We start from the raw sequence: 12,720 nt of genomic DNA on the forward strand, positions 1-12,720 counted from the left end.
GAGTATACGCGGGCAGGGGGAAGATGGATTCTCTCGTTACATCGGCAACAACGTGAGGTTTCATACGGCGGGACGGAGATTTGTTCCCGACCACTGAATGTTCCGTTTCGATTTTAGGGACAAAGGCATGATTCCTCCCATACTCGGTACGGACAATGCGGATTATCTGGAACGGCTCTGTCCGGTGCTGGAACGGGAAAGGATACATCCGTCGGGGGTGGTGAGGCTCCGGGATGCGGCATTCTGCGAGGAAAGGGGGATTGCGCATCTGTCATCATCGGCAGAACATATGACCTTGCTGGAAAACGAGGATTACAGGCGTCTGGGACACCGTTTCGGAATGGACGGGGATGTGATACGCAACGGGCTGGCGGCTTTCCCCACCTGCATGGTGGTGGAATACGAGGGGAAGGTATTGCTGTTTGACAAGACAGACAGTGGGGACAGGATGCTGGATGCGTTTCTGAGCAGGCTGGCCGAACGTTTTTTTGACGGCAAGCGGAAATCCGGGAGTCTGAGATTTTATGAAGTGGCTCCGCTGGATGCTGCATACCGGGCTAAAATCGGTGACGGACAGACGGTTTCTTCGGATATGGTGAGATACGGGATTTGTGTGGCATGTTGCGACATGGCACCTACGCTGAGGAACTTCAACAAGCTGAGAAATCTGCAACGGCAGCCTATACCGCTGACCGGAGAGCAGGAGCAGATAGTCTCGTCACTGGTGGTACAACCGGATAACGTGCGATTCCCGAACGTGGAAATGAGGGTGCGGATTCCGGTAAAGAGAAAAGGACAAGGAATGAACATTTAAATTTTTGGCGGATGGAAAAAGAGAATACGAACGGCGGCAGTGTGTATGTCACAGTGGACGGACATTTCAAACCAGTGCATGTCAGCATGAAAGGTACAGGCGAGAAAGGTTTTCTGGAGTTTATGCTGGAAGATGTGGAAAAGGCACTGAAGGAAACGGAAATGCCTGTTATAGGCATGATGTACTATAACGTGCCTGATATGGGGATTGTACCGCATTTGTGGGAAGGGAACAATGATGATTATCTGCAAAGGTTGGAAAAGGCGATGGACGGACATGGAATCAAACTGCATAGATACCTGCGTCTGTCAGAGGTGGTGTATTGCCTGTGAAAAGACATGGATCCGCTGTCAAGGGACGAGAATTATATCCAGCGGCTTACACCGGAGATGTGGCGGGAGATAAAGGCTGCGTCGCCCGAAGTGACAGCGGAGATGCTGGATGATTTGAAGCATGGAAACACGTATTATACGGGCGTTGAGACGGACAAAGGGGTGCTGATATTCAGCAGGGACATAATCGGAGAGGGCCAATTTAGTGATTACATGTATAAATACATAGAGAATGATTTCTTTGCCTCGGAGTTTGTGTTGAAATCCCTGGCTGTCCATGAATTGAGGGGATGGCCCTCGCTGATGGAAGGGAAACTGAACCGTTGTCATAACCGTTTCGGCTGGTGGGGAGACGGGGAAACGATAAGGCGGGCATTCCAGGACAGGTCGGTACTGAAAAACGTAACAGACAGTGAGACTTATGACTTTACCCCCCCCCCACATGGGAGAACTATTACAGGTTGACTGATGCAGGCAAGGGGCTAGGACTGACGCGGAGCCAACATAATTATGACCGGATGACACTGCTATATATCATGGACAAAGGTTATCCGAGAGACGGGCTGACAGATGAATATCCGGACGAGTTCAGTTTCCATGAAAAATTTGAAAAGATAGAAAACAAGTTGCTGGGCCGGAACAGATGGGATGTGTATGATGAGCTGCAGGAGAAGGCGAAGAAACTGGAGGGAAGCTGTTGAAGGAGCATTTTCCGAAGACACGGCAAAAAGCGGACGTAAAGGAAAAGGCGGTTGTGCAGAAAAGCAAAGGTATAAAGATGTAGGATAACGGAAAACTGGTGAGGGGTGGAATGCTCGTTACTGCATGGATGCAGGTAACAGGCATTTCCTTTTATGATTGAGATTATTAAAGTTTTGGTTTGAGCAAATATGGGTAAAGGAATAGTAGTATGGAAATATTTCAGGTCACTTCTTAATATCTTGTATTTTGAGGAGTGACAATGTGCGCCAACAGGTGACTTTGATTTAGGAAGTTTTGTCGGATGTTGAAATGTGCTTTTATTTGCTTTGTAAATAGTAAAATCATAAATCAAATTTGTTATGGAATTAATTGTTATAGAAAAAAGTGCGTATTTACGGTTAAAACAGCAAGTTAAGGATTTATCTGTACAAGTTGAAGCCGTTAAAAAGAAGTTTGGAACAGTTAAAAGGGAGAAATGACTGGATACCCAGGAAGTTTGTCTGGCTCTGAACATCTCTAAACGAAGTTTACAAAGTTATAGGGATTATGGGATCATTCCATGTTCTTTCATTGGTGGAAAATATATGTACAAGGAAAGTGATTTGGTCAGAATATTAATTCAAAAAGATAAATAGAGTATGGATGGGGTAATTACAAAACAATCAGAAGAATATATTATGATAATGGGGATGCTTAGAAAATGCTCAAAGGAAATTCTTGAATTTCAGAATTTGCAGGTTCCTGTAGCTAATGAGGTTTATATGACTGGTGAGCAGGTATGTAGTATGTTACATATATCAAGCAGGACTTTGCAAAAGTTGCGGGATGAAAAGGGGATAGCTTATACTGTTATAGGTGGCAAGTTCCTTTATCCTCTTTCCAAATTGCAATCAGTATTGGAAAAAAATTATAGAAGTTATCTTCGTTAAATCAAGTGATGAATTTGTATTTATATTTATATTGCTTTTTCGTATATTTGCAAAAGTAAGTAAAAGTATAACAGGAAGAAAGTTGCAGCATATATGCGGTGTCATAGGAGTTGAGGCTTCAAGTAAGATTCAGATAATGAGTAAGGAACTTTAGAGTTAAGGATGTGTAAATTAAACTGTGTCATGCTCTATTCTCATTCAATCTCATCGGTCTAGGAACGGCCCGGCGCCAATGGGCGGGACTAACCGTCCCGACGAGCGTAAAATTACAAGAATTTAAACTTATCTCCAAATTTTATCGCCAGTTGTTGAGTAATGGCTTCCCAGTTAGCCAGTGGCATAGTCCATTTCTTACGTATGTTGCGATAAGCGAGGTAAACCAGTTTTTCAAGGGTGGTGTCGTTAGGGAACACACCCTTGTTTTTTGTCACTTTCCGTATCTGACGATGATAGCCTTCAATTGTATTTGTGGTATAAATCATACGGCGTATATCTGATGTGAACTGGAAGTATTCAGTAAGTTTTTCCCAGTTGTCCTGCCATGACTTGATGACGATAGGATATTTTTCTTCCCATTTCTCATTCAGATTAAAAAAACTCTGTTTCAGTAGCTTATTTATGTACTGCACCATAAACCCGTTTCAAGTTTTTGAGGAATTCCTTCTGATGCTTACTACCGACATATTTAATGGAGTTCCGTATCTGGTAGACGATACAAAGTTGTAATATTGTGTTCGGAAAAACACTTTGGGTGGCATCCAGCCTTTCAGGCCATCAACGTACGCAATAAGGATATCATGAACTCCACGGTTCTGCAAATCCGTCAGTACGTTTAACCAGAAATTTGCTCCCTCATTTTTAGAGATATACATTCCAAGCAAATCCTTGTGGCCTTCCTTGTCTATGCCTAAGACGTTGTAGATTGCGCGGGTAACGGTACACCCTCTCTCGTCAGTGACTTTATAATGGATAGCGTTTATCCAGACTATCGAATAAACATCATCAAGGATACGGGAACGCCAAACCTTTATTTCAGGAAGAACACGATCGGTTATTGAACTAATCGTTTCGTCAGAAACACGGTTGCCGAGATTTTCCTTTAGCCAGTCACTGATCTCACGTGTGCTGTTACCAAGGGAATAAAGTCCGATGATACGGTCTGCTACCCCCTCCGCCAAGATGGCCTCACGCTTCTTTATATACTAAGGCTCAAAACCTGAATTACGGTCACGAGGGGTAGACACAGTGATCTCACCTAATGGAGTCTGGACTTGCTTCTGCATTTTACTATTACGACGATTACCCAACTGACGTTTTTCTTCTGTAAGATGCGCATCCATTTCACCTTCCAATGCTGCATTCAATATACTTTCCAATAAGGGGACAAAAGCACCATCCTTACCAACAAAGGCTTATCGGTTTTCAGCTGTTCAATAGCTTTGTTCTTAATATTTTCAAAATCAAATTCTGCTTTCATAAAAAAACAGTGTTAGCAAAGTTAATTCCTTGATGACACAGTTTAATTTACATTCTCTAAAGTTAATTGTTCCCTGTCTTTCCAGCTTTCAGTAGTTTTGTACACATCTTTTTGATATTAAAAGTTATAGCAAAGAATGCAAAGTCCATTGTAACCTTTTCTTCTCCCACATGCCGGACCTTCTGTATGCCATGTTGTGTTTCATTTGTCCAAAAACTGCTTCCGGTTCTATACATCGCCTTCCCCTATGCCTGATGCCTTCTTCCGAGCCGTAACCGGAGTCTGCCACTCCGACAGTTGGTAAGTGGTTATAGCGTTGCTCAAAGGAGTGGAAGAAAGGTATGAGGGTCAGTGTATCGGTTGGGTTGGGAAACAGCCGGAAGTCTATGAGGAATTGGTTCTCGGTACCTATTTGCAGATTATATCCGGGCTTGGTCTGTCCGTTTTTCATGGTGTCTTCTTTCATGTGCATGAAGGTGGCATCAGGATCGGTCTTGGAATAGGAGTTGCGTTCTCCAAGAGTATCAAGATGGTTGTCGTATTCCATCAACTTGTCACGGTACTCCTCAAGTTCCGGACCTGTTTCTTCTTTTCTCGTATGACTTTCTTTTGTTCCTTGTCCTAGTGTTCCAGCGCCTCTTTAAGTTCATTCACTATATCTGAGAGCATGGCAGGAGTGAACTCTACGGATGTGCCTTTGGAGGAGTTCTCTTGGGCTATGGCTTCATCTGCCTACTCCAGGAGAATGCGGATCTTATCCATCAGCTTTGTACGGTTCTTTTCGACTGTCTTGCGCCAGACAAAAGTATATTTGTTGGCCCTGAACTCAATCTTGCTACCGTAGATATGCTCTACGTCAAGGCTGATAAAACCTTTGTCGGCAAGGACAAGGACCAACTGCGTAAATACGGTATTTATTTCTTCTTTTGCACGGTTTCGAAAACGGTTGATGGTAGTAAAATCCGGATGTTCATTAGCGGAAAGCCAGATATAATGGATGTCACATAGGAGAAGCTTCTCTATTTTGCGGCACGAATAGATATTGTTCATGTAGGAGTAAATAATCACCTTAAGCATCATTTTAGGATGATAAGGACAACGACCGGTTGCTTTATAAAGCTTCTTGAAATTGTCAAGATTGAGATTATCAACAACAGTATTAACTATGCGAACCGGATCGTTCGATGCTATGTTTTCATCAATTCTTTGTGGAAAAAGAACGGTCTGGTTGGGGAATGTAAGGACGAAAATGTAACTTTGCCATAACAAAAAACTTTATGTCTAAAGATATAGAAACTTTGGATAATAACAAAGCCCGGGCTTGCGAAGTCTGGGCTTTGCGCATAAAAAAGGGTGTGCCAACGTTGAAGTGCACCTCAAAAGTTAGATAAAAAACTTTTGGGGTCATTTCACATTTGACACAATCTCTTTCTTTTCAACTTTCTTATACTTTTATGACCAAAGAGAAAGAAAAAGATTATGTGCGTTTGAATATGTTAAAATATGACCCGATTTGTCACGTTTAGGTGGTATTTCTTTTTTGTCGAACTAGGAATTTTGTTTTTGCGACCTACAGATTTTCCATTTCCTGTTTTCAGACTGCAAATTTACGAATAATCCATATTTTTATTTCTATATATGTAATAATAACAAATTAAAGAATTTAATAATTCCTTAATATTCCCGAAAGAAATGTGAAATAAAATATATGGAATTTTGCAGCGAGAAAAAATAGTAAGTATGCTTAAACGAATAATTATTGCATTGACCATTGCTTGTTTCGCACTGGCAGAAACGAAAGCTACTCCCAAATATATCTTCTTATTTATAGGAGACAGTATGGGGCTTGGCCATATTATGGCAACGGAAGAATATCTTAGAACCAATGAATTTGAACTTCTCCTTATGTTTGGATTTCCTAATGTCGGAATAATGGCCACATTCTCCGCTTCATCTCCTATAACAGATTCAGCAGCAGCTGGAACAGCTTTGGCATGTGGGCATAAGGCCAATAGATGAGTTTGGAAATATATACAAGAAAAAATGTATAGAACACAAAAATAATGAAATCAATCAATAACTAATCATTATCTTATGAGTGCATTAACAAGAAAATTAATTTTGCTGCTCGTGGTTTGCATAACTGCAATCGGAGCAGCAGCACAGACAAGAACGCTTAGCGGTGAAGTTGTCGAAAAAAGCGGAGACCCGTTAGTGGGTGTCAGTGTATTCAATCGAGAATACAAGATAGGGACAACGACTGACATAGATGGCAAGTTTGAAATCACACTTCCCTCCGGCGTAAAAAAACTGACTTTCTCCTATATAGGCTTTCAACCTTTGGAAATAGATTTGAAGCCTGACGAGAATAAAATAACCGTTACAATGACTGAAGACGCTCAAGCTCTTGATGAGGTCGTAGTGGTGGGCTATGGCACACAAAAAAAGGTTAATCTCACAGGAGCGGTCTCGGTAATTACAGATAAGGAGCTTTCCGATCGTCCGTCCCAGTCACTTACCTCAATGCTTCAAGGTACGACTCCTGGACTTAACATCACGACGGGTTCCGGTCTTCCGAACAAATCTCCATCAATCAATGTACGTGGTACCACTTCAGTAAATGCCACCAATCCTCTCGTCCTGGTAGATGGTGTTGAAAGTGATCTTAGCCAAGTCAACCCAAGCGATGTCAAGAGTATTTCAGTTATCAAAGATGCTTCAGCCGCAGCCATATATGGAGCTCGTGCCGCATTTGGTGTTATTTTGGTCACCACTAAGGCTGGAGAGAGCGATGATGCAACAGGGAAAAGAGCCAGGACTACAGTTCGATACAGTGGCAGATTCGGCTGGGAGGCAAACACCAACAGTACAGATTATGAGGACCGTGGTTATTGGGCTGTCTATACTGCCAACTTATTTGCCAGAGCTAAAGACGGTAAAAATATCATAGACTACACAGATAAGGATATGGCTGAGTTACTGGCACGTGTCAACGACCGTACAGAACACCCGGATCGTCCGTGGATAGTTGAAGATGTACGTAATGGAAAAAAACAGTGGGTATATTATGGAAATTATGACCATTATCACATGAATTTCAGTGATAACCGGCCTAAAATGCAGCATAATATATCACTGTCAGGCGGCATTGGCGATGTAAATTACTTCGTATCCGGAGCGTATGAATACCGTAAAGGCATCTTGAAAGTTAATCCTGATACCTATAACAAATATAATCTTCGGTCTAAAATAGAGTTTCCTGTTACAAAATGGGCGCGATTTTCCAATAACACATCACTTTACTCTACTTCCTATAAATCTCAGGGAAACGGCAGTATAGAAGACACATTCGGATATTCTGCAAATGGTGCATTTGCATGTTATCCCAACAAGAATCCGGATGGAACATGGATATACTCAGTACCTTATCAGAGTACAAAAATGGCAAATGGCCGTCATATTATGATTGGAGAGGGCTCACATCGTAATCTTGAACGCAATATGAGTTTTATAAATACTTCCCGTTTTATAGTAACCCCTATCAAGCAATTAAGTATTACAGGCGATTTTTCATACAAATTTGATCAGGACCGTAATTATTGGCGTTCAAATCATTTGAATTTCAGGATGTATCCTGATTCCGAAATGGACTTTTACGGTATTGGGGCCGGCCAAAACAAACTTACTGAACAGGTTTATACATCGAACTATATATCTGTAAATGCCTATGCAAATTATAATCAAAGCTGGAATGATAAACATAATTTAGCCGCAACATTTGGTTTCAATTATGAACATTGGCATAAAAAAAATCTTAGTGCAGTAGGTTATGAGTTATCATCAGATGACCTCGATGACTTGAATCTCGCAACAACCATGTTTTCAATGGGAGGTGGTCAGAACGAATACAAGCTTGCAGGATGGTTCGGACGTGTCAACTATGATTATGACGGACGTTATTTTGCTGAGATTAGCGGACGTTATGATGGTACTTCCCGTTTTGCTTCCAATAACCGTTGGGGATGCTTCCCTTCCGGTTCCGTAGGCTGGAGAATATCCGAAGAAAAATTCATGGAATGGGCACGCCCGTCACTTAGCAATCTGAAATTCAGGGTTTCATACGGAAGTCTGGGAAACCAGAACGTATCTTCTTTTTATACGTTCCTTCGTATGATTACTCTCAGTGACTTTGACACATTCAACTTTGGTTCTGATACAAAGGCGAAATATTCGTCTATCGGAGCACCCATAGCACAAAACCTTACTTGGGAAACGGCACGTCAGTGGAATATTGGTGCAGATCTAGCGATGTTCAACAATCGTTTGAATTTTACCGGAGACATTTATGTGCGAAATACCGTTAATATGCTTACCGATGGTATTGAGCTTCCCGGAGTATATGGTGCCACTCCTCCGCAGATGAACACGGCGGACTTGCGGACAAAAGGATATGAACTTTCTGCCACATGGCATGATAATTTGAAGATATTCGGTCACAACCTTTCTTATTCTGTTTCTGCCAATCTCAGTAATTATGATGCACGGATAACACGTTATGATAATCCTGAGAAAGTATTTGCAAAGAGCTACTATCCGGGCATGAAACTTGGTGAAATATGGGGTTATCATGTAGATGGTCTGTTTGCTTCTGATGAAGAGGCAGCCCAATATTCATCCCAGGTAGATCTTGGAGTTGTTGCCAAGAATCTTCCTCAAGGAACATGGAGGGCAGGTGATCTTAAATTTGCTGATCTTGATGGGGATGGTAAGATATCTGTAGGTGAGGACTCTGCTTTGAATCCGGGTGATATGAAAATCATCGGAAACGAACTTCCTACCCTCCAGTATGGATTCTCTGGCTCCCTAAACTATATGGGATTTGATATTTATGCCTTCTTCCAAGGAACCGGCAACCACTATTGGTATCCAAATGGCTATAATTACCAATTTTGGGGTTCATTTTCGGATCCTGTGGCAGGATATATACCACGTAACTTTATCGACCAATGTTGGTCGAAGGACAACCCGGGTGCATATTTTCCCCGCCCTCTCGGACAGTCAGCAAAAAATGGTCAGTTAAGCTTTGTAAATGACAGGTATCTTCAGAATATCCGCTATATGCGTTTCAAAAATCTGACAATAGGATATTCTATCCCCGGAAAAATACTTTCAAAAGTATCAATCCAACAATTGCGCGTATATTTCACAGCCGAGAATCTGTGTTACTGGTCTCCCATAAAGAAACATTCCAAATATATTGATCCGGAAGCCGCCTTCAGTCGCAGCAGCAATCAACTTAATGCGATGTATTATCCTTGGGCAAAAACCTATATGTTCGGAATTGATATAACATTATAATTAACAGAGAATATGAAAATAATAAAATATCTGGTTTTCACCGTAGCTGTCACTCTGATGTGTGGGTGCAACGATGATCTTGACCTTCTGCCGAAGGACAGAATGTCATCGGAAGAATATTTCCGTACAGCTTCAGACCTGGAGCTCTTCACGAATCCTTTATATAATAACATCCTTCCCAAAGTTCAATACAAGGATCAGAGCGACATTTATGTATGTCAGTCGCTCTCCAATGAGCTGATGGGGGGCTCCTATCGTACCGTCCCCGCTTCAGGCGGTGGATGGTCATGGACAGACCTCAGACGTATCAACACTTTGCTTGGCAACATTGACAAATGCGAAGATTCCGATGCCGCCGAAAAATATTCGGCTGTCGCCAGATTCTTCCGTGCGTACTTCTATGCTGACAAAATCGAACGATTTGGCGATGTGCCTTGGTACGATACCGAACTAAGCGATACTGATCCTGAACTCTACAAGCCTCGCGATTCCCGCGAGTTAGTGATGCAGAAAATGCTGGAGGATCTCGATTTCGCAATCGAACATCTTCCCTCCCGCAACAATGAGGCTGAAGCCCCCTATAAAGTAACCAAAGGTGCTGCTCTCGCTTTCAAAAGCAGAGTATGTCTGTTTGAAGGTACTTATCGTAAGTATCACAACTTACGGATTGAAGGACATGACGCAGACTATTACTTGGCCCAATCGGCTGATGCAGCAGGCAAGCTGATTGACAGTGGTGAATATTCGCTTTATTCTACCGGCTCTCCTTCTACCGACTACAATATTCTCTTTGCAGAGGATGATGCCAATCCGAACGAATATATCCTGGCCATTAGCTACCGCTATGCAATCTTTAACAATTCACATGGATCAAACGCACACATGTTGTTGAGTAATCAAGGACGTCCCGGCTATACCCGCAAGATGGTTTGTATGTATCTTAATTCAGATGGAACCCGATTTACTGACCGTCCCGGTTGGGAGACGATGGGATTTAATGAAGAGACTGTAAACCGTGACCCCCGTTTGGCTCAGTCTATACGTACTCCCGGTTATACACGAATCGGAAAGAAAGAGATTCTCGCTCCGGATCTCGGCGTTGCAATCACGGGATATCAACCTATCAAATTCGTACAAGATCCCACGGCTGCCGGAGGCAATACCGACAGGGCAAGCTATTCAGTAAATGATTTACCTGTCATCAGATATGCTGAAGTCCTTCTGAATTATGCAGAGGCAAAGGCCGAACTGGGGACATTGACGCAGTCGGATCTTGACCGCTCCGTAAATCTGCTACGTGGTCGTGTCGGTATGCTCGGGATTGACATGGGGATGTCGAACGCTATCCCTGATCCATATCTTTGCGACCCTAAAACCGGTTTCCCAAATGTGAATGGTGCCAACAAAGGTGTCATACTTGAAATACGTCGTGAGCGTACCGTTGAACTCGTACAGGAAGGCTTCCGTTGGTCTGACCTTATGCGATGGAAAGCAGGATATGCAATAAATGACTCTGATGATAAATCATTTTCTCCATTTATGGGAATGTATATTGCAGGAGCTGGAGAATATGACTTATCCGGTGATGGGAAAGTTGACGTGATTTTTTATAATCAGGGTACTCCTAAACCCAATGCCGGAGTTGGAGTTCAGGTATATGCTCTCGGAAAGGATATATTGTTGTCAAATAATGATCATGGCTACATATATTACCACAGGAGTGTTCCAAGAGTTAACTTCAATGAACAAAGAGATTATCTTTACCCAATTCCTATCCATGAACGCTCGCTGAATAATAGCTTGACACAGAATCCTGGATGGGATGATGGTTTAGGTTTTTGATAATCTTAAATTCTTCATATAAAACAATGAAACAACTTATAATTATTACCTTCATCTTTCTTGTTGGTCAAGTAAAAGCATCAGGGCAAACATATTACACCGAGGCTACAAATAGTGATATGTTACATCAGGCAAATCGTACAGGAGCCTCCACTCGCGTCGAGTTCATACTTCCCGATTCCATCGAAGGATATATTCCACTGAAGGCGGATCTTCATCTTCATACATACTTTTCTGACGGACATCTGTCGCCGTCTGCTCGTGTCCGAGAAGCTTGGCTCGATGGTCTTGATGCTATTTCAGTGACTGATCACATTGAATATCATCCCGCCGATACTGATATGATAGGTTATCTAGGAGCTACACTCCCTGATGGTATCGAGGCTCATAATGTGAATAAAAAAACTAATGTTAAACCAAAGCAAGATCTGAACAAATCTGTTGAACTTACCAAGAAAGCTGCCGTCAGCTATGGTCTGCTTATTATTCCCGGTATAGAAATCACACGTGAGCCAAAAGGTATCGGGCACTATAACGCTCTGTTCACAACAGATAACAATGGCATATATGACCCGGATCCTCTCACCGCAATTCGCAACGCCAAAGCTCAGGGAGCTTTGGTGATGCATAATCATCCCGGTTGGCGCCGTGAATCGATTCAACACCCAGATTTTGAACTAAAAGCATACGGCGAAGGGCTTATTGACGGAATAGAAGCCAACAATGGCACAGCATTTTGTCCCGGAACTATAGACCGAGCAAAAGAAGACAACTTATTCGTAGCATCGACGACCGACCTTCACGATACATCGTTTGAGGAATATATTGGTAGAGGACTACGTCGGGACATGACGATAATCTTAGCTAAGGACCGTTCACTTGATGCAATGAGAGATGCTCTTGAAAATAGACGTACCATCGGATATGGTGCAGGAGGGACATTAATGGGACAGGAATACCTTTTACGTCAACTTTTTATGAGTTGTGTTTCCATCTCTCCCGTAAATGGTCATAATATCCAACTCAAGAATCCTACTTCTTTGCGTTTTATCATTCATCCGGATGGAAAAAATCCTATTGTACTCCCTGAATTTAGCTCAATAATTTTGTCTGACAAGGACCGCGGGTTCTCTGTAGATAATGCATGGACAGGAGCTGATTCATTTTTAAGAATATCATTATAATCAAACTGAGATAATGAAAAAGTCAATAAATATCCTATTTTTTACGTTGATGCTTGCGGTTTTTTCTGCTTGCATCAACGAT

The 12,720-nt window shown here is 42.2% G+C and carries 10 protein-coding genes and 2 pseudogenes; 9 read left to right on the forward strand and 3 right to left on the reverse strand.

What is annotated here, in order from left to right; translation table 11 throughout:
* Positions 1 to 97: 97 nt before the first annotated feature.
* From BT_RS00085 to BT_RS00105, 5 genes and pseudogenes are all read left to right on the forward strand, one after another.
* The gene (locus BT_RS00085) at positions 98 to 814 is read left to right on the forward strand and encodes a DUF6047 family protein (protein WP_009039979.1); all 717 of its coding nucleotides are present in this window, start codon (positions 98 to 100) and stop codon (positions 812 to 814) included.
* Between the two features lie 11 nt (positions 815 to 825).
* Positions 826 to 1,146 (forward strand): hypothetical protein, encoded by a 321-nt coding sequence (locus BT_RS00090; RefSeq protein ID WP_011107060.1) that lies wholly within the window; start codon positions 826 to 828, stop codon positions 1,144 to 1,146.
* Between the two features lie 6 nt (positions 1,147 to 1,152).
* Positions 1,153 to 1,930: pseudogene (locus tag BT_RS00095) on the forward strand (DUF6047 family protein).
* Positions 1,931 to 2,327: 397 nt separating this feature from the next.
* The gene (locus BT_RS00100) at positions 2,328 to 2,483 is read left to right on the forward strand and encodes a helix-turn-helix domain-containing protein (protein ID WP_083787907.1); all 156 of its coding nucleotides are present in this window, start codon (positions 2,328 to 2,330) and stop codon (positions 2,481 to 2,483) included.
* 3 nt (positions 2,484 to 2,486) lie between these two features.
* The gene (locus BT_RS00105) at positions 2,487 to 2,777 is read left to right on the forward strand and encodes a helix-turn-helix domain-containing protein (protein WP_009039977.1); all 291 of its coding nucleotides are present in this window, start codon (positions 2,487 to 2,489) and stop codon (positions 2,775 to 2,777) included.
* A gap of 266 nt (positions 2,778 to 3,043) precedes the next feature.
* On the opposite strand, the pseudogene BT_RS00110 reads toward BT_RS00105, so the two are convergent.
* From BT_RS00110 to BT_RS24945, 3 genes and pseudogenes are all read right to left on the reverse strand, one after another.
* Positions 3,044 to 4,254 (reverse strand): annotated as a pseudogene (locus tag BT_RS00110) (IS256 family transposase).
* Positions 4,255 to 4,378: 124 nt separating this feature from the next.
* Positions 4,379 to 4,801, reverse strand: coding sequence for a transposase (locus BT_RS24940; protein WP_011107066.1), 423 nt, complete (start codon positions 4,799 to 4,801; stop codon positions 4,379 to 4,381).
* A 185-nt stretch (positions 4,802 to 4,986) separates the two neighbouring features.
* Complete coding sequence (locus BT_RS24945; protein ID WP_011107067.1) at positions 4,987 to 5,523, reverse strand: IS1182 family transposase; 537 nt, start codon at positions 5,521 to 5,523, stop codon at positions 4,987 to 4,989.
* Between the two features lie 471 nt (positions 5,524 to 5,994).
* On the opposite strand from BT_RS24945, the gene BT_RS00120 reads away from it, so the two are divergent.
* From BT_RS00120 to BT_RS00135, 4 genes are all read left to right on the forward strand, one after another.
* Positions 5,995 to 6,273, forward strand: coding sequence for an alkaline phosphatase (locus BT_RS00120; protein WP_009039976.1), 279 nt, complete (start codon positions 5,995 to 5,997; stop codon positions 6,271 to 6,273).
* 75 nt (positions 6,274 to 6,348) lie between these two features.
* Positions 6,349 to 9,612 (forward strand): SusC/RagA family TonB-linked outer membrane protein, encoded by a 3,264-nt coding sequence (locus BT_RS00125; protein WP_009039975.1) that lies wholly within the window; start codon positions 6,349 to 6,351, stop codon positions 9,610 to 9,612.
* Between the two features lie 12 nt (positions 9,613 to 9,624).
* Positions 9,625 to 11,454 (forward strand): RagB/SusD family nutrient uptake outer membrane protein, encoded by a 1,830-nt coding sequence (locus tag BT_RS00130; protein WP_011107068.1) that lies wholly within the window; start codon positions 9,625 to 9,627, stop codon positions 11,452 to 11,454.
* A 26-nt stretch (positions 11,455 to 11,480) separates the two neighbouring features.
* Entirely contained in the window at positions 11,481 to 12,638 is a 1,158-nt protein-coding gene (locus tag BT_RS00135; protein WP_162303141.1) for a PHP domain-containing protein, read from the forward strand.
* Positions 12,639 to 12,720 lie beyond the last annotated feature (82 nt).

This window comes from Bacteroides thetaiotaomicron VPI-5482, assembly GCF_000011065.1.
GTDB lineage: Bacteria > Bacteroidota > Bacteroidia > Bacteroidales > Bacteroidaceae > Bacteroides > Bacteroides thetaiotaomicron.

What these genes read in the sequence shown, in the direction of transcription:
- BT_RS00120 (WP_009039976.1), top strand. Translation starts at nt 5,995, where the DNA reads ATGCTTAAACGAATAATTATTGCATTGACCATTGCTTGTTTCGCACTG.
- BT_RS00085 (WP_009039979.1), top strand. Translation starts at nt 98, where the DNA reads ATGTTCCGTTTCGATTTTAGGGACAAAGGCATGATTCCTCCCATACTC.
- BT_RS24940 (WP_011107066.1), bottom strand. Translation starts at nt 4,801, where the DNA reads ATGGAATACGACAACCATCTTGATACTCTTGGAGAACGCAACTCCTAT.
- BT_RS00135 (WP_162303141.1), top strand. Translation starts at nt 11,481, where the DNA reads ATGAAACAACTTATAATTATTACCTTCATCTTTCTTGTTGGTCAAGTA.
- BT_RS00105 (WP_009039977.1), top strand. Translation starts at nt 2,487, where the DNA reads ATGGATGGGGTAATTACAAAACAATCAGAAGAATATATTATGATAATG.
- BT_RS00125 (WP_009039975.1), top strand. Translation starts at nt 6,349, where the DNA reads ATGAGTGCATTAACAAGAAAATTAATTTTGCTGCTCGTGGTTTGCATA.
- BT_RS00130 (WP_011107068.1), top strand. Translation starts at nt 9,625, where the DNA reads ATGAAAATAATAAAATATCTGGTTTTCACCGTAGCTGTCACTCTGATG.
- BT_RS00090 (WP_011107060.1), top strand. Translation starts at nt 826, where the DNA reads ATGGAAAAAGAGAATACGAACGGCGGCAGTGTGTATGTCACAGTGGAC.